A 23,126-nucleotide genomic window follows, 5' to 3' on the forward strand; every position below is an offset into this window, starting at 1 on the left:
CCGGAAATCTACTCTAGGATTAGTCCGTAGATTCCGATAGGATACAATTCAGCGCAACTAAATTAACAAGCTATTGACAAATTTATGTTTAATTCACCTAACAACAGTTACCGAGCAAGGAGCATAATGCACAACGCGATCAGAAACGCTACCCATAATGAATCTTCCAAGGATTCCATGGCCTCGGCTTCCGATCACGATCAAATCTGCCTTTTCTTTTTCAGCAAGTTTGCATATTTCTTCAGCGGGATATCCTTCTAAAATGACACGTTCCCATTTCACGGATGTTTCATCCAAAATAGGATGTATTTTTTCAAAACGTTGCTCAGAAATCCATTTGACTCGATCTTTTCCAGCCGGTGCTGCATCATAATAACCAGGCAAAGGGCCAAAATCTTCAATCACTTCAACGACGAAACATTTTGCATTACTTGCTTTCGCAATTGCCAATCCAAATTCCAGTGCTCTTGCAGAACTTGGTGAACCATCAATAGGGATGATCAGTTTTTGAATCAATTTTTCCATGTAAAAAGTTTACCACTTTATCTTAATTGTGAAAGTGAAATTCCATTGATAATTGTCAAAATTTCTTAAATTGAACGAATCCAAATTAGGAACCAAATCATCGGAAAAAAAATAAGGATAGAATTTGGTGGGATTATTTTTTCCCACCCTCATCTTCTTTCGTTAAGTAATAAGCAACGAGAATCGGAAGTGTCGTCACAAGAATAACAAAAACTGCAACCACATTTGTGACAGGTCTTTGTCTCGGACGAATGAACTCTGTTAACATCCAAATAGGAACTGTGGATTGTTGGCCTGCAGTAAATGTAGTGACTATCACTTCATCAAATGATAATGCGAATGACAACATACCACCAGCTAACAATGCAGTGGCGATATTTGGCAAAATCACAAATCGAAAGGTTTGCCAAGGGTTGGCACCTAAATCCATTGATGCTTCTACCATAGAATGAGAACTTCGCCTAAGTCTTGCGAGGACATTGTTATACACAGTAACAATACAAAATGTAGCATGCGCAATCACAATGGTCCAAGTGCTAAAAGGAATTCCAAATAGCGACATAGCAGAACGAAGAGATATCCCTGTCACAATTCCAGGAAGTGCAATGGGCAAAATTACAAGAAAGGAAATGACTTCCCTTCCAAAAAATTTACTTCTGTAAACAGCAAGGCAAGCCAAGGTTCCAAGGATGATGGCCATAATGGTAGAAATGGTAGCCACCTGCGAAGACAAAATGATGGCTTCCCAAATATCATTTCTTTCCCAAGCCACTCCAAACCACTTCAGCGTAAAACCTGGCAATGGAAATTGGAATGTTTTTTCATCAGTAGAAAACGCATACATGATGATGATAAAAATAGGGATATGGATGAACAAAAACCCTAGGATGGTTGCTACCCGAATTCCGATTGTACCTAAATTCCATTTAGAGGGCATCGAAGGCTCCTAATCGTTTTGCAATCATCAGGTAAACCATCATAATGATGATGGGGATTACAGAAAAAGCAGCCGCCAAAGGAATGTTACCTGCCGTTCCCTGGTGAGTGTAAACTGCCATCCCAATAAAATAACTAGAATTTCCAATGATGGTAGGGATGATATAATCACCTAACGTAAGAGAAAAAGTAAAAATGGAACCAGCGACAACTCCAGGAAAGGCCAAAGGCAATACCACTTTACGAAAGGTTTGCGCCGGCCCACCACCTAAATCGGATGATGCCTCAAGTAATGATTTAGGAATACGTTCTAACGAGGCTTGGATCGGAAGGATCATATACGGAAGCCAAATATAAACAAAAACAAGGAACATCCCAATGTAAGAAAATGATAGAGACGTTCCGCCAATCACCGGTATGGAAAGAATCACGTCTAACACATGTAAAAGTCCAAGTTCCTCTAAACACCAAGTGAGAATTCCTTCTTTTGCCATAATCAGTTTCCAGGAGTAAACTTTCACAAGGTAACTTGACCAAAGTGGTAACATCACTCCCAAATACAAAATGGGTTTTAGTTTAGGCCCTGCATACATCGCCATATAATATGCAATGGGAAATGCAATGATGGCACTTACGACAGTGACAGTAAATGCCATGGTTGTTGTGCGGATGATGATATCCCAATTTGTACTTTGGCGAAACAAATCATAATAAGATTCTAATGTAAATTCTCGTTTGATGACTCCTGAAAAAGAATCGATAGAGAAAAAACTTTGGATGAGAAGAGTAAAAAGAGAACCTAAATACACAACTCCAAGCCAAATAAGCAGTGGTGCAAGTAACAGAAAAATGACGAGTCCCTTCCGATAAAATAGAAAGGTAAAAAACTTATCTAGAGTGTTTGTCATTTACAAATCCTCAAAGTAAGTGCATATCCGAGTCTTTCCAACCCACAAGCACTTCCGATCCAACAGCAATGTGTTCTGCAGAGATTTTTAAGTTTTGGGTGGATGCAATGATCCGTGAACCACTCGGAGTTTCAAAATGCATTTTGGATGTAGCACCGGAATAAACTTGGCTTTTCAATATGGCTTTAAAAGTTCTATATCCCGTGGAGTGATTATCTTCCTTGGCGTTGGCAAATACATGGACTCGCTCTGGACGAATCATTCCTTTTCCATTTTGGCCGGTGAGTCTTTTCGTTTCTTCTAAAGAGAGAATATTAGAAGTTCCTACAAAGTTGGCGACAAACTCAGTTTTAGGACGATCGTATAATTCTTCTGGAGTGGCAATTTGTTCCACCTTTCCTTTGTTAAAGACTGCAATCCGATCAGACATCGAAAGTGCTTCTTCTTGGTCGTGTGTGACAAAAATAAAAGTGATCCCTACTTCTTTTTGAATGGCTTTTAGTTCCATTTGCATCTCTTCTCTGAGTTTGAGATCCAAAGCACCAAGTGGTTCATCGAGTAGTAAGACTCCAGGACGATTGATCAGTGCCCTTGCCAATGCAATCCTTTGCCGTTGCCCACCAGATAATTCCGATGGTTTACGATTTCCCACATCGGGCAAACGTACCATAGAAAGCATCTCCGCCACTCTTTGGCCTATTTCTTTTGTGGGAGTGTTTTTGATTTTTAATCCATACCCAACATTTTCAGCAACGGTCATGTGTGGGAATAAAGCATAGTCCTGAAAGACAGTATTCACATTTCTTTTGTAAGGTGGAATTCCGGTCACATCAACACCTTCCAAAAGAACCCTTCCTGAAGTGGTATCCTGAAAACCTGCCACCATACGAAGGCAGGTTGTTTTTCCCGACCCGGAAGGGCCTAACATTGAAAAGAATTCACCTTTTCTAATTCCGAAGGAGACATCATCCACCGCTATAAATTGATCGAATTTCCTTGTTACATTCTGAAATTCAACATCGTAAACTTGGTCCATTCCTTCTCCTTCAGTATTCTATGATGTTAGGATATTATTTACTTCCAATGATGGAAATATAATCTTCAGCCCATTTTTTATAAGGCACACATTTTCTTCCACCGGAACAATCTTCTTTTGGTGTTCTCCAAAAAGAGATTTTTTCAAAGTTATTGAATCCGTTGATGGCACAACCTGTATCACCAAGAAGAGCATTTCCTTTACAAGCAGAAGGAACAGATGGCACAGATCCAAACCAAGAAGCAAGATCACCTTGCACTTTTGGAGAAAGAGAGTGTTCTAACCATTTGTATGCACAGTTTACGTGTTTGGAATCTTTATGTAACATGGTGCTATCCGCCCAACCTGTTGCACCTTCATTCGGAACGATAGAAGCTACCGGTTGTTTTTCACCAACAAGTAAGTTTACTTGGAAAGGCCATGTAGAAGAAGCGACTAGTCCTTCTTTTTTGAAATCATCCACTTGAACCATTGCATCATGCCAATACTTTGGAACAAGTTGTCTTTGTTTTTTTAATAATTCAATAACAGCAGCGTATTGTTTTTCATCCAATTCGTAAGGATCTTGGATTCCGAGTTCTGGTTTTGCTTGTTTCAAATACAATGCAGCATCTGCAATGTAGATTGGACCATCAAACGCTTGTACACGCCCTTTGTTTGATTTTCCATCAGCCAAAACTTGTTCTTCAAAAACAACATTCCAACTAGTTGGCGCTTTTTTGAAAACTTTTGTATTGTACATAAGAACGTTTGGACCCCATTGGTAAGGAACACCGTAATGTTTTCCTTCTACAGTATGCCAAGGAGCATTTTGTAAACGAGAATCTACGTTTTTCCAACTAGGGATAAGGTCTGTATTGATTTCTTGCACCTTTCCACCAGCAACCAAACGTAAGGATGCATCACCAGATGCAGTCACAAGATCAAATCCACCTTCATTCATGAGTGCCACCATCTCATCAGATGTAGCGGCAGTTTTTACATTTACTTTACAGCCAGAACTTTTTTCAAATTCAGTGACCCAGTCATATCCTTTGTCTGTTTCACCACGTTCAATGTACCCCGGCCAAGCAACGATGGAAACTTCTCCTTCGCCTTGTCCGATTTCGGAAACCTTAGTTTCTTTTTTGCCGCAGGCAATCGTGAATGCGATTGCGAGAACTGCAACAGAAGAAATCACTCGTTTGTATGAATCGAATTTCATAAACCTATGTGCTCCTGGTTTTACTTATGTCAGGAATTAGATACCAACGATTCAAAATTAAGCAACCACTTCCTAGGTTTTCAAAAAAAAGGTAGGAATTTTTCTGCCGTGGGATTTCGATGAAAGCACAGGTTTCGTATGAAATACATCAAAGACAAAGACCTTTTCCGACAAGAAAACTTCATAGGTGGGGTTTGGTGCCCTGCAGAAAACAAAAAAGAAATTTTAGTGCATAACCCTGCAAACGGTGAAGTCATTGGAAACATTCCTCATTCAACAGAGAATGATACGGCAAATGCCATCCTATCTGCAAAAAAAGCACTCTCTGATTGGAAATCAAGGCCTGCAAAAGAAAGGGCAGGAATATTACGCAAATGGTTCCAACTTTTGATGGACAACCAAGAAGACCTAGCTCTCATCATGACCCAAGAACAAGGTAAGCCCCTAACGGAAGCTAGGGGAGAGATTGCTTACGCAGCATCTTATATCGAATGGTTCGGCGAAGAAGCAAAACGTTCTTATGGGGATATCATTCCATCTCACAGAAAAGATACAAGAATCCTTGTATTAAAAGAACCTATCGGTGTGGTGGGGACCATTACACCATGGAATTTTCCAGCAGCCATGCTTGCCAGAAAAGTGGCACCGGCCCTGGCCGCAGGTTGCACTGTTGTGTCAAAACCGGCGGAACTCACACCCTACTCTGCACTAGCAATGGCAGTTCTCGCGGAAAGAGCAGGACTCCCCAAAGGCGTATGGAATGTGTTAGTGGGTGATCCAATTAAAATTGGAAAAACCATTTTAGAAAGTAAAGAAGTTCGTAAACTGAGTTTTACTGGTTCCACAAAAACTGGGATCTATTTAATGGAAAAATCCGCGGCCACTTTAAAAAAACTTTCACTCGAGTTAGGTGGGAATGCACCATTTATAGTCTTTGAAGATGCAGACATGGACGAGGCCATCAAAGGCGCCATGTTATCCAAATATAGAAACACAGGACAAACTTGTGTTTGTGTGAATCGTTTTCTAGTACATGCCTCCGTTGCTGAAGTGTTTTCTAAAAAATTAGCAGAGAAAGCTAAGGAACTTGTGGTCGCCAATGGAATGGAACCAAATGCACAACAAGGCCCGCTGATAAACGATGCAGCTCTCACAAAAGTGAAATCACATATTGCTGATGCCATTTCCAAAGGTGCAAAAGTTCTCACAGGTGGGAAGGAACACAGTCTTGGTGGGAATTTTTTTGAACCCACCGTACTTTATCCGGTAAATTCATCCATGGTTGTCACAAAAGAAGAAACCTTTGGACCAGTTTCATGCATCCAAACCTTTCAAACAGAAGAAGAAGCCATCCAATTGGCCAACGACACTGACTTTGGACTCGCTTCCTATTTGTATACAAAAGATATGGCTCGCATTTTTAGAGTCGCCGAACAACTAGAATACGGAATGGTGGGAATTAACGAAGGACTCATATCTTCAGAACAAGTTCCTTTCGGTGGTGTCAAATTTTCAGGAATGGGACGCGAAGGTTCTAAATACGGACTCGATGATTATACAGTAACCAAATATCTCTGCCTCGGAGGAATCACATGACGGGCAATCAAAAACAAACAAACCAAACTCTATGGGAAAGAAGACTGGCAAACGTGCCACGAGGTGTCACAACCGCCTATCCAGTGTTTGCTGAAAAGGCAAAAAATGCAGAAATTTGGGATATCGAAGGAAAACGGTTCATTGACTTTGGGGGTGGAATTGGTGTCCAAAACACAGGTCACTGCCATCCGAAAGTGGTTGCTGCCATCCACAAACAAGTGGACCAAGTGCTTCACACTGCTTTCCAAATTATGCCTTATGAACCTTATATCGTTCTCGCTGAAAAACTAAATGCAAAAGCACCGATTGAGGGAGGAGCCAAAACTATACTTTTTTCTTCCGGCGCCGAAGCACTTGAAAATGCCGTGAAAATTGCAAGAGCAGCTACAGGACGACCAGGAATCATTAGTTTTCTTGGTGGATTTCATGGTAGAACCATGATGGCCCTTGCCCTCACAGGGAAAGTGGTTCCTTATAAAAAAGGTTTTGGACCCTTTGCCAGTGATGTTTATCACATTCCTTTTCCAATGGAATACCATGGTGTGACAGAAGATGATTCTATCAAAGCTCTAAACAATTTGTTTAAAGCAGACATTGATCCTTCTCGAGTGGCAGCCATCGCCATCGAACCCGTGCAAGGTGAAGGTGGTTTTTATATTGCTTCTCCGAGTTTCCTTAAAAAACTGAGAGCCATTTGTGATGAACATGGAATCCTTCTCATCGCTGATGAAGTACAATCCGGGTTTGCAAGAACAGGAAAACTGTTTGCGATCGAACATTCGGGAGTCAAACCAGATCTCATCACTACGGCAAAATCACTCGCAGCAGGGATGCCTCTTTCTGCTGTGATCGGAAAAACTTCCATTATGGATGCCGTAGAACCTGGTGGACTTGGTGGAACCTATGCTGGAAACCCAGTCGCTTGTGCCGCAGGAATTGCAGTGATGGATCTGATCGAAGAAGAAGGAATTTTAGAGAAGTCTGTCAAACTCGGTAAACTATTGATCTCAGAACTAAATGAAATCAAAAAATCTTATCCACATATTGGCGAAATACGAGGGTTAGGTGCTATGGTTGCATTCGAACTAGTAGAAAATGGTGATGCAAACAAACCGTCTGCTGATTTAGCAAAAAAACTAACAGCCAAAGCATTAGAACATGGACTTGTTTTACTTTCTTGTGGTGTGTATGGAAATGTAATCAGAATCCTTGTTCCGATTACCGCAGAAGATTCCATCGTCAAAGAGGGCTTAAGTATCATAACAAAATCACTAAAGGAAATCTAAAACTTACATGAAAGAATATAAACTTTGGATTGATGGAAAGTGGACAAACACAAGTGGTGGAAAACTCATGGACATCGAAGATCCAGCCACTGGCAAAAAAATTGCTAAGGTGATCGACGCAAGTGTGGCCGATGTTGACAAAGCTGCCAAAGCCGCACATAAAGCTTTTTATGATGGAAGATGGTCTGGCCTCACTCCAGGGGAACGTTCTAAAGCCATTTGGAAACTTGCTGATCTTTTAGAAGAAAAAACAAAAGAGTTTGCGAAAGCAGAATCCCTGAATGCAGGGAAACCTTATAAAAACTTAAGCCTTGCGGGTGACATTCCTTTTGCAGTCGATAACATTCGTTTTTTTGCAACAGCAGCTCGTGACGTACATGGAAGTCGTGCAAACGAATACCAACCTGGATACACTTCTATCTTACGCCGGGAACCCGTTGGTGTGGTAGGCCAAATTGCTCCTTGGAATTATCCTCTACTTATGGCCGTTTGGAAGTTTGGACCTGCTCTTGCTGCCGGTTGTACAATCATTCTAAAACCAGCACCAGGAACACCAATCACCTCTCTCATGTTAGCTGAGCTAACGAAAAAAGCAGGAATCCCTGATGGTGTGATCAATATTGTCACCGGTGGAAATGCCACAGGCCAAGCCATAGTCGACCATCCACTTGTCAGAATGGTTTCTCTTACCGGCTCCACAGGAACTGGAAAAAATATTATGAAGTCGGCTTCCGATTCCTTAAAACGAGTGCATTTAGAACTCGGGGGAAAAGCACCACTTCTAGTGTTTGATGATGTGGACGTAAATCTTTTTGCCGCCAAAGCGACATTTGGTGCCACTTGCAATTCAGGACAAGACTGCACTGCTGCCACTAGAATCATCGTTCCCAAATCCTTACAGAAAAAAATCACCAATGCTGTTGTGGATGCAATGAAAGCTGTACAAGTGGGTGATCCCTTTAATGACAAAACAGAAATGGGCCCACTCATCTCTGCCATCCACAGAGAACGTGTCCTTGGGTTTATGGATCGTGCCAAAAAACAAGGAGCAAAAATTCTCACTGGTGGATCTATCCCCAAAGGTCTAGACAAAGGATACTTTTTTGCACCGACTGTCATCACCGATGTCAAACAAAACTATGACATAGTGCAGAACGAAATTTTTGGTCCGGTTCTTACCATCCAAACTTACGACAAAGAAGAAGAAGGAATTAAACTGGCAAACGATGTCAATTACGGTCTTGCTTCTTCCATCTGGACAAAGGACATAGCGCGCGCTATGCGAGTTGCAAAACAATTTGAATTTGGAACCGTTTGGATCAATGATCATCTTCCTCTTGCATCGGAAACACCTCATGGTGGATTCAAACAATCAGGTTTTGGAAAGGATCTCTCTATCGAATCAGTAGGTGATTATTTGATCACTAAACATGTAATGGTGGGTGGGGTTTAAAAACTAAATTACAAATAAAGGCAATCGGATGTCTAAGAGACTATGGCATCTCAAAAGAATCCGATTGTTTCTATTTTTCAATGGTTAGCACCAAGATTCCATCTCTTTGATGATTTGGATAAACCAGGCACGATTGAGTCCATTCAAAAAGGTGCTGAATTAAAAGGATCCAATCTCTGGACTTTGATCTTTGCGATTTTTATTGCAAGCATCGGACTCAATGTCAACTCCACTGCTGTCATCATCGGCGCCATGCTCGTTTCTCCTCTAATGGGACCCATAGTCGGGATTGGATTTGCTGCCGCAACTAACGACTTTGACAACTTAAAAAAATTCCTTCGTGCATTGGCACTGGCCACACTCGCAAGTATAACCACTTCATTTATTTACTTTTCCTTATCACCGATTAGCGAAGCACAGTCGGAACTACTCGCAAGAACCTCACCAACCATTTACGATGCACTGATCGCCATCTTTGGTGGTGCCACAGGAATCATCGCCAATACAAGAAAAGAAAAAGGAACCGCCATTGCCGGTGTTGCCATTGCGACCGCTCTTATGCCCCCACTCTGTACTGCAGGGTATGGCCTTTCGCAAGGGAACTGGTCTTATTTTTTTGGCGCCAGTTATCTTTATCTAATCAATTCCATCTTCATTGCCATCACTACCTTTATTTTTGTTCGGTATATGGAATTTCCAAAAGTAAGTTGGGGTTTGTACAAAGAAAAAGAAAGAAAGGTAAAAATTTATTTAGGAATATTTACGCTGGTTCTTCTCATTCCATCCGTCTTTACTGCTTATCAAATTGTAAGGTCATCTTACTTTAAAGGAAAAGCAGAAGAATTCATTCGTAGTGAAATTTTAATTGATAACCGGCGAGTTCTGGAAAAAGAAATCAGATACGAAAAAGAACCGACCATTGAACTCACAATCATTGGCCCTAGAATTGATGAAACCCATGAGAAAGAATTACAAAACAAATTAAAGTATTACAACCTAACAAATACAAAACTTATCTTACACCAAGACCTATCCGCAACAAATGTAGATAAATTAAAATTCGAAATCCTATCTGAAATTTATAAAAACCAAATGAGTATTGGGCAAACAAACACAGAAATGGTCTCAAAAGAAATTCAGATTTTTTTTCCAAATCTAGTTTCTGCAAGTTTTACAAAAACCAAAAAGTTTGATATGAACCAAAACCTATATTTGGATACCAATCTTTTTGATTCGGAATGGACAAAACTCCCAACTCAAAAAGAAAAAATACAACTAGAACGATACTTACAACTACGAACGGGAGAAAAACAAATCGAACTGATTACAAGGGAAGTGTTAAAAAACTAGATTGAAAATCATCAGAATTTAAGTGTCTATTTTGAAAATTTAGGTAAAATGTTTTTAAACTAAAGCAGCTTGTTTTAAGAAGTCTTTAAAGGTGTCAATGTCCTTTGTGAAAAACACTGGTTTTGGTGCTTTTGTATCTTTCAAAAGAAACACGATCCCTTGGTTATGGAGAACCACTTGTTCTAATTCTTCAGGTGTGTATGTATAAGTTACATTTCCCGAATGAAACAAAAACTTTCCATTTTCTTCCCTCAAACTTCCCGAACCAATTCGTTTGAAATTTTTCAGGCCATCTTCCATAGAATCAATGTCTGATGATTCTTCACCAAACGTAAGTTTACCGGAATAATCCAAAAACAAAGTGCCTTCAATCTGAAACCTACTTTCCTTGGGAGCCTGAGGCTCTTGTTCCAAATTTCCGTCTTCTGTCGGAAGTAAAACTTCAGATTTTTGCACTACAGACGGAGTCACTTCTTCTGGCAAAGAATAGGAAAGGTGTTTGTCATCCGAGATGGCTCGTTCCCTTCGAATCCGCTCATCCAATTGGGGCGAAACAGAAGGGTTTTGTGGCATACGGTATTGCCCAGGGGTTTGTGTTTTTCTTGGCGAATAGGCAGCTGGTTTGGATTTTTGTGGGGATAGGGCTACGTAAACAAAACATAGGACACCCACAAGGATCATAGCAAAGGCTGCAAACAACATACTACCTATATTATCTTGCCAAACGACGATTCCCTTGATTACATTTTTTCTTTACAAGGGTTTCGGAAACGGAAACGCTTCCTTTATGTTCGAAGAAGAACCCTCTACCCTCAAAGAAAAAATCTATCGTGTGATTATTGCTCTCTTTTTATTTATATTGGTCGGAACCCTTATCATCACCTTTTTGCCTGGGGACGCCGAACAAAGCCTTGTAGGTGCCATCACTGGCCAAAATTCCACCAAAGCAGGGACCATCGCTGGTCGAAGCATTCCGGTGGACTACTTCAACGCAGCAAAACGTGATTGTTACTACCGCTACCAACAATACGGCCGGGAAACAGCCCAAAATCAGGAACTTCTCAATTCTTGTGCCTTTTCGACTGTTAAGGAAATTTATATTGCCAATGATATTGCAGCAGCCGTTGGTTTCCAAGTTTCGGAAATCAGCATCAAACGCGAGATGTCTAGGCAAGCCAGAGAAGTTCATAAAGAATCAGTTTCCCAAGCAGGGTATGGGGAAGAAGACTCTCGTTCCCTAACAGAAATCTACCAACAAATTTACCGTTCTGCCCCGATGAACTACCGTATCGATTCCGCTACCGGATACGCATTGTACCCTAACTTTTTGGACCAACCATTCACTCCCACTGAAAATGAAGTGGAATTGGAAGATGAGGCCAAACGGGCAAAAATTTCTTTCCGCATCGTTGCTGTATCCGAAGTCAACCTCCTGAATGCAGTGGAAGCCAAAATCAGTATTTCTGACGAAGAACTAAACAAAGAATACGAGAAAGAAAAAAAAGATGGGTCTCTTGCTAAGGATGCTTCGGGAAATTTCGTCAGTTTTGAATCAAGGAAACCCTTATTACTTTCAAAAATGAAATTTGATCGCAAAAGAAAAGAAGTCGAAATTTGGAAAGGTAGAATTGCTTCCAAAGTTTCCGAGCCAAATGCTCTGGAAGCCATTGCAGCAGAAACCCTCCAACCAATTGAAACGGTCTCCAATGTTTCTTTGTCTGACTTAAAACTGGTAACATCCAATCGTGGCAATAGCTACCGTTTGGCGAACTCTGCAAAATTTTGGGAAACTCTCGCAAACGATCCGTTTAGTAAAAAAACGGTAGTTGGTCCATTTTCCGATAACGATAAACAGGTTTATGTGGAATTTGGCGCATTAACCTACGGACAATCCACAGCCAAAAAACCGGCGGACCAAGCTGCAGATTTTTTGAAACAAAGGCAACTTCTTAGCTTTTTTCTTGAAATAAACCAGTCCTTAGCAGCAGAATACAACGTAGAGAAAAAAGGCCTTCTCTCTTTAGAATAATGCAAATTAAAGCCGACTTCATCAACCCCTTCCTGGAAGCAGCTACCATCGTGTTTCGCGATGTCCTACAACAGGATCTCATCCGAGGAAAAATCGGAATCAAGGATTCTCCTGCGCCAAGCCATGAAATTGCAATCATCATCGGTGTGGTGGGATCTTTTAGTGGGGAAGTGGTTTATAGTATGAACCTCGATGCTGCTTACAAAGTGTCTCGCAAACTGGTCCCAGGCCTTTCCGATGAAGATGTTAAAAATGAATACAAAGACATCCTAGGTGAGATTGCCAACATGACCACTGGTAATGCGATGAACATTTTTACCTCTGCTGGCCAATCTGTAGAAATTACTACACCTAACATCCAAGAAACAAATAACACTTCAGTTCGGTTCAATAAAAAACCAACTCTCTCTATTAACTTATATTCTAAGTTTGGAAGAATCGAAGTGAATGTTGCGATTGCTTAATCGCTAATTTTTAAATCGAAGAACCTAAAACCCGGAGTCTCTCTCGGGTTTCTTTTCTAAAATCATATCCAGGCACGGGAGTTTTTCCTTCCACTCCGTTCATATAGAGTTGATAGTATTTTAGTGCGCGTTCCAAATCTCGTTCTTCCCAACTACTTTCATAAACCTTTCCCAAGTAATAATGTGCTGGAAGAAACTCTGAAGATTCTTTAAAATTTTTTATGATATTCACAAGTTGGTGGGCAGCAGAACGAAATTCCTTTTTACGAATGAGTAAAACTGCCATCGCATAATGCGATCTAGGTGTAAGGTCAGGGTGTTTCGGAAACTCAGTCACAAGTTTTAAGTATTCTTTATATGCCTTTTCTTCTGAATCAGCATTTCCAATTCGATCCAAAGAGCGTGCCAGTTCAAATTGTGTTTTGATTTTGAGATCAGAATCTTCTTGTTTTTCGACAAGACCAGCGGAATCCTTTTCTTTCCCATCCAATCCAAAAAGATTTGTATTTTCCACTCGAGAGAACTTTGCAGCATCTCCTTCTTTTCCATAAGAATCAGCAAACTCCGATTCGGCGGATTTCTTTTGTCCTCTGGTTAAATAAGCCTTTCCTTTTTGGAAAGAAGCCTTGGATGGATCGATCACTTCCTTCTTTTTTTTCTTTTTATCCAAAGGTTTTGCGTTTGTAGCAGTAGTCTCTTGACGATCTGACGATTGATTCTTAGTTGTAGTTGATTCTGGATTGTTTTGATTGGAAGAAGAGTTTTGAGTTTTGGAATTAATTTCGGAGTTAGAACTTACTATCGATGAACCATCTGTTTGAAGGTTTGTTGGTTTCTCTGTTCGTTCATTTCCTGAATCTTTTGTCCAAGTTTCCGGGAATGGTAAAAACAATTCCGTTGTTTGGGCATATAGTATGGGATTACCGTTTAAGATGGCAAAACAAAAGAATAACGAAAATGACAAAATAAATTTACGAAACAACAACAAACCCTTCATCGTAAATTTTTTGGAATACGTTCTAAACTTCGAGGTTTCCCAAAACCTTCGTTTGATTCAGGAGGTTTCGGTAATTTCAAAGTTTCTAAATTTTTCTCTTCGTTTTTAGCCTTCACTTTTTTTTCCAAATCAGAAACTCGGTCTAACATCCTTTGCATACGAAGGTCTGATTCAGAATCGGATTCTGATCCAGTTTTTGAATCTTCTTTTGGTACAACCGGTTGGATATCGATCGGAGCAGGAATCAAACCATCACCTGACGGAGTATAGATGGGAGGAACCGATGTGTCTTCTGCTTTTCTATTTCTAAAGTCGTATTCTTTTCCTAAAAAATCTTGTTCTTCAGGGATTGTATCATGAGTGTATCCATTGGATTCTCTTTCACTGATAAAATCAAATTGCATCCGGCGATTGGATTCGTATTTTAAATCTTCAGGATCAGACATACGAACATCTTTTCTTTTCCGATTGTAGTCCCTTTCAATCTCAGTCAAAAACAAACTTCTAGTATCTTGGGCCAGTTGCATCCCTTGGGGTTTGGCATTTTCCCAACCGTTGGTCCATCCCACATAAATTGCCATAATTAGAAAAAATACAAATAATGAGATGGCGATTTTTTTGAGAAGGTCTTGGACTTGTGACGGAATTTTGTCCACGAGTCCATCAACAGCACCCATCATCTTTTGGGTGTCTACATTGACTTTGGGTATGTTTATATTTTTGATATCCACTGGTTACTCTTCCGAAATTTTAAAGACGACCCTTCGGTTGGTCCCGCGACCTTCTTCGGTCTGATTATCCGCTAATGGAACCGAGGGTCCAAATCCCATCACAGCAATCCGCATCTCTTCTATTTTATGTTTAGACTTTAAATAATTAGCAACCGAATTTGCTCTTTCCAGAGACAACTTTTGATTGGCAGATTTGGTTCCCACATTGTCCGTATGTCCTTCGATAAGAATCTTTAGATTTGCAGATTTCCTTAAAATACCTGCCAATCTGTCTAGTTCTGGCTCCGATTCCTTGGTGAGTTCTGCAGAACGGAAGGCAAAGAATAAATTGTTCATCACAATTTGGTTTCCTTTTTTCAACTTGGGAAGCACAAGAAGGACAGTTTTTTCTTTGTCTTCTTTTTCTTTACCCACCAAATTGAGGTTTTGTGAAACAGGGAGGTAACCTTCCTTCTCTCCATAAAACCCATAGTTTTCCTCATACGGAAGTATGATGCTAAATTCGCCAGTAGTTGGATCACTCACAGTCGAACCGATGGATTTTTTTCTAGTTAAAGATTCATACTGCACAAAAGCCGAAAGTGGTTTTCCTTCTTCATCAACTACCTTTCCTTTAATCACCACCACAGGTTCTGGTTGGAAATGATTGGGAATGGCCGCCATATACAATTCCCCTTCCCGAGAAACATAGGCCCAATTTCCCACTGCCGGGATGCTAAAAAAATTAACACCTCTTAGGTTAGAAGATAACTCTTGTGGTTCTGACCAAGAAGTCCAGGTATCATTTTGTCTTCTTGTGATAAAAATGGAGATTCCCTCTTTCCTTCCAGAGGAAGAGAAGTATAAGGTTTTGTCATCGGGAGCAAGGAAAGGTGCCATCTCCTCTTCACCAGTATTGATAGTATTTCCTAAATTGATCCCTTCTTCAAATATACCAGACTCATTTTGTAAACTTACATACAAATCCAACTTACCAAAATTTTTCTTTTGTTGGGCAGAATAAAGCAAAGTCCGACCACTCGATGCCAAAGCAGAACCACCAAACACCTGTTGGTTTGGATTGTCTGCTTTTTTATACCAATTGTAAAAACTAGGAAAATTAATTGGGGTTGGCATAGACCAACCTGATTCTGTTTTACGTGTTTTGTACAGAGGTGCCCGATTTTGAATTTTATCGGTTCGTTCCTTGTATTCCGTTTCTAACTTTGTCAAAACGATATGAAACTCTTTTGGATTTTGGGCTTCCCTGGATGCAATTTGAGATTTGTACATCATCTCTCGTTTTAAGTTATCCAACATCTCCTCTTCACCAAAATTACCAAAAACAAAAAGTTCATTCCCACCGGGAAGAGCAGAAATCACCGCAGATGGAAAACGGTTATTGAGTGGAGTAGGAAGTTGTTCTCCTTGCATCCAAAACCCGTATTGGTCTCGTTTGGCGGCCCAAATTTTCTGTGTGGACCTTCCCCCTTCCTTGACAAGGGCTGTCCAAAATAGAATTTTTCCATCTGGAGTACACTGCGGGTTAAACGAAAACAGGCCCCCAGTCACATAACGAGGGATTTTTTTTAAAGTCCAATCTGGTGTTTTGCCAGATTCGAATGGTTCCATTTCGTAACGAATGGGATTGCAAGTCTCACCTAACACATCGCATAACATCCGTATCTTTTTCCCAGCCAAGTAAGCCAATTCTTCTTGTAAAACACCTGACTGAATCCGAAAAACTTGTTTGTCTGTGCGGAGGAGATGTCCGGTATTTAAGAGGTCCCCCTCCAAAACCTGGATTCCATTTTTTATACTTTGTGAGCTTGTGAGCCCATTCCCAAAAAGGAGGAGAATGATGATGAGAATCCGTGCCATACCATACGAAATGTCGGTTGAAACCTCCGATTCCCTTAGAAAATTGACCTATGATCCAAGCTAGCGGCATTACAGTCTCCTTCGGGAAAAAACCTCTTTTCGAAAACGTCTCCATTAAATTCAAACCGGAATGCCGTTACGGTCTGATCGGAGCCAATGGTTCCGGAAAATCGACCTTTATGAAGGTTTTAGCCGGTATTTTGCAGCCTACAGCCGGTTCTGTTGTCGTAGACAAGGACAAAAAGGTAGGATACCTCAAACAGGACCACTACGAATACGAAAATGAGACTGTTCTAGGCACCGTCCTACGGGGAAATCCTGAACTTTGGAACCTTATGTCGGAACGAGATGTCATCTACGCGAAAGAGGACATGACAGACGAAGAAGGGATCAGAATTTCTGAAATTGAAGAACAATTTGCCGACATGGGTGGGTACGAAGCCGAATCTGTTGCCGGTGAACTTCTCGAAGGCCTAGGAATTCCCACCTCGGCCCATAGCCGTCCCTTAAACTTCCTCACTGGCGGATTCAAACTCCGAGTCCTTCTCGCCCAAGTATTATTTTTAAAACCAGATGTGCTGCTTCTAGATGAACCAACGAACCACTTAGATATCAAAACCATCCACTGGTTGGAAGAACTCCTAATCAATTATGAAGGTGTGGTCATCGTCATTTCCCACGACCGTCACTTCATTAACTCAGTAGCCACACATATTGCCGATTTGGATTATAATACCATCCGTATGTTCCCAGGAAACTACGATGACTTTATGATTGCAGCCGAACAATCTCGCGAACAACTGATGAGCGATAGTAAACGTGCTAAAGAAAAAATTGCCGACTTACAAGAGTTTGTTTCCAGATTCTCTGCTAACGCCAGTAAATCGAAACAAGCCACTTCTCGCCAAAAGATGATCGAAAAAATCAAAGCAGATATGGTGGATGTAAAACCATCTTCAAGAGTTGCACCTTACATTCGTTTCAAGGCTAAACGTACTCTTGGGAAAGATGTATTTGAAGCCATTAATATTTCAAAAGCCTATGATGAAAAACCAGTAATCAAAGAGTTTAGTACTTCGATTACAAAAGGCGAAAAAGTTGGGATTGTCGGCACAAACGGCGTTGGTAAAACTACCCTTCTCAAAATGTTATTAAAAAAATTAGAACCAGATTCTGGCCAAGTGAAATGGGGGGATTCTGTCGAAACTTCATTTTTTCCGCAAGACCACCGTGAGGCGATGGAACCAGATGCAGACACTCTTGTTGAATGGTTGTTACGTAATGCTCCTCAAGGAACAGAAGTGCAAGAAATTCGTGCCATCCTTGGACGGATGCTTTTTTCGGGTGATATGGCAAACAAATCCACGACTGTTCTTTCCGGAGGGGAAAAATCAAGGATGATCATTGGTAAAATGATCCTTGCCGGAGACAACGTCATTGCACTTGACGAACCAACAAACCACTTGGATTTAGAAACCATTGAAGCTTTAAACTACGCCTTATCCTTGTTTGAGGGAACTGTGATTTTAGTTTCTCACGATAGGGAGTTTATCTCTTCACTTTGTACAAGAATCATCGAAGTGACTCCAGAAGGTATTAAGGACTTCAAAGGAAACTACGAAGAATTTTTGGAGAGAGAAGGAAACGATTTTTACAAACGACTTACTGGTGGAGCCATTCTTTCTACTTAAAATTGTTTCTGCAGGGAAAGGTTGATCGACTGCATCTCCTTCCCTGCCATTAATTCCGTCACTAAACTAAAACTCCCCATACCAATGTTTAGACCCAAACTTCCGTATCCAAATCCAGACCGATGGTTGTGTCTTGTGGCAAGTCTAATGCCGATGGCACTGGGCGAAGAACCAAAGTCATCTGGATTTTCCATGGTAGAAATGGCAGCAAACCGACTCGCCTGAATAGCGGTAAAACCATGGTTATACACAAGGCCGATTCCAGGAATGATCGATAAAAATCCGATCGTATATTTATATTTTAAATCCAAAGAACCAGAGACAATTCTCGACTGATAAAACAAATCATTCTGGCCAATCCAACGACGTTTGTCTCCATCAATTCTAAATTGTGTGGGTCTTCTGTCATAGGAATTTAAATAAATATCTTGGTTGGTTTGAAATACCCCAATGCCGAAGGAAAATCCGGAATCAATTGGAAAGTATCTAAGGACAGCGCCATAATTAAATACGCGCCCCCTAACATCCGTATTCCTAATTTTTACAAAAGGGATATTCGCTTCGCCAAACTCATAAGGAAAAAAATGGGTAGTTAAATTCCATTGTTTTGCAGAAGGTCCATTCAGCCATTCACCTAAGTTCACCGTAAAACTTAGTGAAGGTGACGCAGCCACTCCTTTTTTCGGAAGAGTCCTTAGCTCCGAATTTTCATAATAAAAATCTCGAGCTTTTTCTTGGCCTTGTGAAACCGTATACCCAAGTCCCAATCGGTAACGTTCAACTTTGGATCCACCTGATTGGTTGGAATTTAAATTCTGTAAAACCGCATTGTCACCCATCGAACGAAGGAATCCATTCGTATAAATTCTGTCAAAAACTGGTTCTGCAAAATTTCCTAACAATTGGTATTCGCTCGGGATATTAGAACATTCTCCTCCCAAACAGAGAACTTGCGCCTCAATTGAATTTCCCATAAGAAAAAAAGGGAAACTAAAGAATAAAAAGGAGAATAAAAATCTCATATTTCCAACAAAACTAGTTAAATAGAAAACTTAACTTTTGTTACTTTAGATTGGAAAGCCAATCTAAAAAAAGTTCCATTGCTTTTTTGCGATGGGAAACTGTATTTTTTTCGGATTCAGGAACCTGGGAAAACCGTTTCCCAAATGGCGGAAAATAAAAAATTGGATCATAACCAAATCCATATTTACTTTCCACATCATAATCCTTACAAATAACACCGTCCACTCGGCCTTCAAATGAAACTGCATTGTCTGCATCTACATAACTTACTACACAACTATAGTATGCTTCTCGATTTACACTTTCACCTAACTTTTGTAAAAGAAATTCCGCACGTTCTTTGTCAGTAAGTCCTGGACCGCCATACCTTGCCGAATAGACACCAGGTTCCCCACCAAGAGCTGGAACAGATATCCCCGAATCGTCTGCAAAAGCAGGAAAACCAGTGAGCCGATAGAGTTCTTTTGATTTGATGAAGGAATTTCCGGTAAACGTTTTTTCCGTTTCTTCTGGAGAAAAGGTGATGCCTAAATCTTTTGGTAAGACTACCTCGTAACCGTAAGGCGATAGTAACATTTGCATTTCCTTCCACTTGTGTAAACTTCCGGACGCAAATGCTAACGTTCTTTTGGTCAGTGGGAATCTTCCTCGTCGAGTTGGAATCCTTCCATCGCAGCGGATAAATCAGGGAAAATTTCAAACACTTTGTCGAGCATAGTGATTTCAAAAAGTTGGATCAAATCTTCGTCTACAACGATGACCTTTATATCACCATTCATTGGCTTTAACTTGCGTTTGGTGGCAACAAAAATACCTAAAGCAGTAGAACAAATATGATGTACTTTGGTTAAATCCAGAATGATTTTTTTGACAGAACTTTGTGTAAGTTTCGAAAGTTCTTTTTCAATCTCATCGGAATCAACCTTGAGGATGGCCCCAGAAAACTTAATAATCCTTATGTCATCCTTGACTTGAACATCCATTCGATTCAATCACCCCCACTTAACAGTAAAACAACGCAAGATACCTTTCTAACACCAGCCTGTTTGTACAGCCTAGCGATTTCATTGACTGTGGCACCTGTCGTAAATATATCATCTACGATTAGAACATGAAGTCCTTCCATGATTCTATCACTTTTTGTGAATTGGAATGCCTTTTTTGCATGAAAAAACCGGTTCTCAAACCCTAACGAAGATTGTTTGTCCGATGAAACCTTACGCAAACTAGTATCTTCCCTGATTTTCCAAAGTTTTTTCCATTTGTTGAGTAGAGCAATGGAGGCATGGTACGGTCTTGGCCCCGATTTAGTTGAGGAGGGAACTAGAACCAAAAGATCGGGATTGTCTCTCTGAAATTCTCTAAAAAGGGATCTATGCCCTAAGCAGAAATATTCTGCAAGTAACCTCTCGTTTTCAAATTTCAAAGATTGAAATAAGGTTCTTTCAAATTTGTTTCGAATTTGCAGATAATAAACTTGGTCATAAAAAAGAAAGCGATCCAAAGGTGGTTTGACCTGCCTTCGATACTCAATTTGTTTTTGCGGTAAGTAGTTTTGTTTTGTGCAGGGTTTGCAAACAGCAGTTATTTCGGAAAAAAAATCGGAATTACCACAATTCACACAAAATTTTGGGAAAAAAAAGGATAAAAAAGAAACCCCTCTCATATCGAAAGGGGTTCACAACCGCAGACTTGCGGTTCTAATTTTTTTTGGTAAAATTACTTAGCAGGTGTTGTCGCAGCTGGAGTTTGCGTTTCTACCTTTGGAGCTTCAGTTGATTTTTGAATCGTAGAAGTTGGAGGAGTTAAATCTACAGTGAGTTTTACTTCCACAACATCAGATTGGTTACCCACATTGTCAACAGCCATAGCCTTGATCACATGGTCACCCTGTGTTTCGATTGCAATTGCTTCAACGTATGGTTTGTATTCTTCTTCGTCAATTTTGACTAAAACTTTTTTGATACCAGATTCTTTGTCAGTTGCATTGACATAGAAAACGTTACCTTTTCTTTGAAAGTTTTTTCCATTAATGTCAACCAATGGGAAAGATGGAACGATTTCAACAGTTGGTTTTACATCGTCTACAGTGATAATCAGAGAAGATTCTGGTGAAGCATTTCCTGACTTATCAGTGGCAGAATACTTTACTACGTTTGCTCCGCTATTTTCCAATTTGATTGGATCTGCATATGCTTTTGCTGCTTCTTGGTTGATGCTGAATTGGATTTTTTCAACACCTGTTTGTTGGTCTTCTGCAACGAGTGTATAAGTATTGTTTTTTGAAGCGAAAGGAACTCCATCTAAAACGAAAAACTGTTCTTGTGGCACCAAGCTCACTCTTGGAGCTGTGTTATCAACATGAACCACTAGAATTTTTGGAGTCTCTGCGTTTCCAACTTTATCTACAGAACGGTAGTAAATTTCAGTTAAACCTTCTTCCGCAATTCGAATTGGTTGAGTGAATTTTCTGTATTCGCCGTTTTTCGGTTTCCATTCGATAAAATCGATTGTGGAAGATTCGTCTTTTGCATCTAATGAAAAAGTAGTTTTACTTGTAATAAAAAGAGCAGATGCATCAGAAGAAGCTCCTGATTCATTTTTGTCACCCAATATGTCTTTTACAGTAGTCTCAACTTTATCAACACCGTTTTTGGTTTGAGTAGAAGCGGATTCTGTTTTTTTGATTGCCTGGTCTTTTGTGGAAGTAGTGGCTTTTGGTGCAGCAACTTGTGCTGTGATTTGGCCTGCGAAAGATATTGTCAGTATGGCCAAAAGATATTTGTGCGCCTGCATTTGTATAAGTCTCCTTTTTACAGATAAAACATATATATCCCCCTTCTAAGGAATTATTGTCAACATGATTGCACTGATAAACTTAAGGAAACTTACACTTTTTCTTTTCTTCTTTGGAATGGTTCCTGTTTTGGCTGAAGCTGGGATTTGGAGGGAAATTCTACTCGAAAACTTTGAATTGTCCAATTACAATCAGGAAAATTTACGCACAAAATTAGAAAAGGGAACGAAACTTCCAGAAATCACCCTTTCTGCCAATTTCACCGCCCCGATTCCAGGTTCCAAACAAGCATTGGTTTTACGGATTCCCAAAGATGCCAATTTTCCTTTTTCATTGTACTTTCCAAAACCAATTGAAGTAAATGCCTTTATCAAAGAAATTACAATCCCCATTTATTCTTCACAATCCAACGGGAACCTAACACTGATCATAGAATCACAAGATGCAGAAGTTAGGCAATTGAATTTGACTTCATTGAACTATCGAGGTTGGAAACCCATTACAGTATCCATTTCCAAAAATTTTGATCAAAACGATCGAGTTTTTCTACAAAAGAGTTCTATTCGAATCCTTGGTTTTTTTTATTTACCTTATGAAAATAATGATCCTAACCAAGAGGTATTGATTGCCATCGATGACATAACTGCAATTGTGCGAGATAAATATAGGCCTCTTCGTAACAAAGAAATCCTTCTCGAAGATTAAATTTTCGCACCTAGGGATCAATTCTTTCTGTAAAAAAACTCTTTTCTTCATAACCTCATGACCGAACCTGATCCTAAATGGAAATGGAACTGTCCCTCGAACAATACGAAACCCTACTCAAGTTAGTGTACATGGGGGATTGGGTCATTTCCACCTTGCAAGCCAAGGATCGTTCGGAAGATGAGCCCGATACAGACTCTCGTTTTGCCGATGTAGTTCGTCATGTGTTTGCTCAAGCGGACCACGCAGGACTCGGCAATATTGTACAAATTGATCAAAACAACGGGGAACCGTATTTGACCCGAGAATTTGAAGAAGAAAGTGGTCTCGTTGATATTTTAGAAGATTATGAAGATGAAGTTTTCTGGCAAGCCCTCATCGAACGGCTGGCGCATAGAGATTTCCTTCGCCATTACGGCGAAACTGCCATTTCCCAAATGGCAATTGAAGAAAGAATCGAAAAAGAAACTCCTTTCCATGACAAATGGGCACAAGAGTTTCACGAAAACGGTCTAGAAAATTTAAAGATCTAAAC

Annotated in this window: 23 protein-coding genes; 9 read left to right on the forward strand and 14 right to left on the reverse strand. The window is 40.2% G+C overall.

Features of this window, described 5'->3' with window-relative positions; all coding sequences use genetic code 11:
- Positions 1-93: 93 nt before the first annotated feature.
- The 5 genes from CH364_RS13910 to CH364_RS13930 form a co-directional block, all read right to left on the reverse strand.
- Positions 94-525, reverse strand: coding sequence for a universal stress protein (locus CH364_RS13910; protein WP_004785377.1), 432 nt, complete (start codon positions 523-525; stop codon positions 94-96).
- Between the two features lie 133 nt (positions 526-658).
- A complete protein-coding gene (locus tag CH364_RS13915; RefSeq protein ID WP_100744334.1) occupies positions 659-1,462 on the reverse strand; it encodes an ABC transporter permease in 804 nt (267 codons plus the stop codon).
- Positions 1,452-2,369: an ABC transporter permease gene (locus tag CH364_RS13920; protein ID WP_100744333.1), complete on the reverse strand. Its 918-nt coding sequence runs from the start codon at positions 2,367-2,369 to the stop codon at positions 1,452-1,454. The genes CH364_RS13915 and CH364_RS13920 overlap by 11 nt, the downstream gene beginning before the upstream one ends.
- A 10-nt stretch (positions 2,370-2,379) precedes the next feature.
- Entirely contained in the window at positions 2,380-3,405 is a 1,026-nt protein-coding gene (locus CH364_RS13925; protein ID WP_100744332.1) for an ABC transporter ATP-binding protein, read from the reverse strand.
- Between the two features lie 34 nt (positions 3,406-3,439).
- Positions 3,440-4,609, reverse strand: coding sequence for an ABC transporter substrate-binding protein (locus CH364_RS13930; RefSeq protein WP_100744331.1), 1,170 nt, complete (start codon positions 4,607-4,609; stop codon positions 3,440-3,442).
- A 138-nt stretch (positions 4,610-4,747) separates the two neighbouring features.
- On the opposite strand from CH364_RS13930, the gene CH364_RS13935 reads away from it, so the two are divergent.
- Genes CH364_RS13935 through CH364_RS13950 form a run of 4 tightly spaced genes read left to right on the forward strand, consistent with a single transcriptional unit; the run spans position 4,748 to position 10,294 of the window.
- Entirely contained in the window at positions 4,748-6,205 is a 1,458-nt protein-coding gene (locus CH364_RS13935) for an NAD-dependent succinate-semialdehyde dehydrogenase (protein ID WP_100744330.1), read from the forward strand.
- Positions 6,202-7,491 carry a 4-aminobutyrate--2-oxoglutarate transaminase gene (gene gabT / locus CH364_RS13940; RefSeq protein WP_100744329.1) on the forward strand — a complete coding sequence of 430 codons (1,290 nt, stop codon included), beginning with the start codon at positions 6,202-6,204 and terminating at the stop codon, positions 7,489-7,491. The genes CH364_RS13935 and gabT overlap by 4 nt, the downstream gene beginning before the upstream one ends.
- A 7-nt stretch (positions 7,492-7,498) precedes the next feature.
- Positions 7,499-8,944: a gamma-aminobutyraldehyde dehydrogenase gene (locus CH364_RS13945; RefSeq protein WP_100744328.1), complete on the forward strand. Its 1,446-nt coding sequence runs from the start codon at positions 7,499-7,501 to the stop codon at positions 8,942-8,944.
- Between the two features lie 42 nt (positions 8,945-8,986).
- A complete protein-coding gene (locus CH364_RS13950; protein WP_100744327.1) occupies positions 8,987-10,294 on the forward strand; it encodes a DUF389 domain-containing protein in 1,308 nt (435 codons plus the stop codon).
- Between the two features lie 54 nt (positions 10,295-10,348).
- Here the strand turns inward: CH364_RS13950 and CH364_RS13955 are convergent, their stop codons facing one another.
- On the reverse strand, positions 10,349-10,996 hold the full coding sequence (locus CH364_RS13955) for an LIC_11490 family protein (protein ID WP_100744326.1): 648 nt from the start codon (positions 10,994-10,996) through the stop codon (positions 10,349-10,351).
- An 85-nt stretch (positions 10,997-11,081) separates the two neighbouring features.
- Here CH364_RS13955 and CH364_RS13960 point away from each other — a divergent pair, with 85 nt between their 5' ends.
- Both CH364_RS13960 and CH364_RS13965 read left to right on the forward strand, forming a co-directional pair.
- On the forward strand, positions 11,082-12,323 hold the full coding sequence (locus tag CH364_RS13960; protein WP_100744325.1) for a hypothetical protein: 1,242 nt from the start codon (positions 11,082-11,084) through the stop codon (positions 12,321-12,323).
- Positions 12,323-12,787, forward strand: a complete 465-nt coding sequence (locus CH364_RS13965; RefSeq protein WP_002974575.1) for a chemotaxis protein CheX — start codon at positions 12,323-12,325, stop codon at positions 12,785-12,787. Before CH364_RS13960 ends, CH364_RS13965 begins: the two co-directional genes overlap by 1 nt.
- Before the next feature lie 10 nt (positions 12,788-12,797).
- Here CH364_RS13965 and CH364_RS13970 read toward each other — a convergent pair whose 3' ends face one another.
- Genes CH364_RS13970 through CH364_RS13980 form a run of 3 tightly spaced genes read right to left on the reverse strand, consistent with a single transcriptional unit; the run spans position 12,798 to position 16,375 of the window.
- Positions 12,798-13,784: a tetratricopeptide repeat protein gene (locus tag CH364_RS13970; RefSeq protein WP_207762268.1), complete on the reverse strand. Its 987-nt coding sequence runs from the start codon at positions 13,782-13,784 to the stop codon at positions 12,798-12,800.
- Positions 13,781-14,515 carry an LIC_11485 family protein gene (locus tag CH364_RS13975; protein WP_100744324.1) on the reverse strand — a complete coding sequence of 245 codons (735 nt, stop codon included), beginning with the start codon at positions 14,513-14,515 and terminating at the stop codon, positions 13,781-13,783. The genes CH364_RS13970 and CH364_RS13975 overlap by 4 nt, the downstream gene beginning before the upstream one ends.
- Before the next feature lie 3 nt (positions 14,516-14,518).
- Positions 14,519-16,375 carry an OmpA family protein gene (locus CH364_RS13980; protein ID WP_100744323.1) on the reverse strand — a complete coding sequence of 619 codons (1,857 nt, stop codon included), beginning with the start codon at positions 16,373-16,375 and terminating at the stop codon, positions 14,519-14,521.
- 50 nt (positions 16,376-16,425) lie between these two features.
- On the opposite strand from CH364_RS13980, the gene CH364_RS13985 reads away from it, so the two are divergent.
- Positions 16,426-18,066, forward strand: a complete 1,641-nt coding sequence (locus CH364_RS13985; RefSeq protein ID WP_100744322.1) for an ATP-binding cassette domain-containing protein — start codon at positions 16,426-16,428, stop codon at positions 18,064-18,066.
- On the opposite strand, the gene CH364_RS13990 is transcribed toward CH364_RS13985, so the two are convergent.
- The 5 genes from CH364_RS13990 to ompL47 form a co-directional block, all read right to left on the reverse strand.
- A complete protein-coding gene (locus CH364_RS13990; protein WP_100744321.1) occupies positions 18,063-19,088 on the reverse strand; it encodes an Lsa36 family surface (lipo)protein in 1,026 nt (341 codons plus the stop codon). The two genes, CH364_RS13985 and CH364_RS13990, sit on opposite strands and share 4 nt — an antisense overlap.
- Positions 19,089-19,128: 40 nt before the next feature.
- Positions 19,129-19,725: an RdgB/HAM1 family non-canonical purine NTP pyrophosphatase gene (gene rdgB / locus CH364_RS13995; RefSeq protein WP_100744320.1), complete on the reverse strand. Its 597-nt coding sequence runs from the start codon at positions 19,723-19,725 to the stop codon at positions 19,129-19,131.
- Positions 19,722-20,072 (reverse strand): STAS domain-containing protein, encoded by a 351-nt coding sequence (locus CH364_RS14000; protein WP_002974559.1) that lies wholly within the window; start codon positions 20,070-20,072, stop codon positions 19,722-19,724. Before CH364_RS14000 ends, rdgB begins: the two co-directional genes overlap by 4 nt.
- Positions 20,073-20,077: 5 nt before the next feature.
- Positions 20,078-20,593 carry a ComF family protein gene (locus CH364_RS14005; protein ID WP_243401392.1) on the reverse strand — a complete coding sequence of 172 codons (516 nt, stop codon included), beginning with the start codon at positions 20,591-20,593 and terminating at the stop codon, positions 20,078-20,080.
- A 215-nt stretch (positions 20,594-20,808) separates the two neighbouring features.
- Complete coding sequence (gene ompL47, locus CH364_RS14010; protein ID WP_100744318.1) at positions 20,809-21,885, reverse strand: multi-beta-barrel domain surface protein OmpL47; 1,077 nt, start codon at positions 21,883-21,885, stop codon at positions 20,809-20,811.
- Between the two features lie 64 nt (positions 21,886-21,949).
- Between ompL47 and CH364_RS14015 the strand changes: the two genes are divergently transcribed.
- Both CH364_RS14015 and CH364_RS14020 read left to right on the forward strand, forming a co-directional pair.
- Positions 21,950-22,591, forward strand: a complete 642-nt coding sequence (locus tag CH364_RS14015) for a flagellar assembly protein FlaA (RefSeq protein WP_100744317.1) — start codon at positions 21,950-21,952, stop codon at positions 22,589-22,591.
- Between the two features lie 83 nt (positions 22,592-22,674).
- A complete protein-coding gene (locus CH364_RS14020) occupies positions 22,675-23,124 on the forward strand; it encodes a hypothetical protein (protein WP_231292532.1) in 450 nt (149 codons plus the stop codon).
- Positions 23,125-23,126: the final 2 nt, after the last annotated feature.

The sequence above is a fragment of the Leptospira harrisiae genome, from assembly GCF_002811945.1.
Classification (GTDB): Bacteria; Spirochaetota; Leptospiria; order Leptospirales; family Leptospiraceae; genus Leptospira_A; species Leptospira_A harrisiae.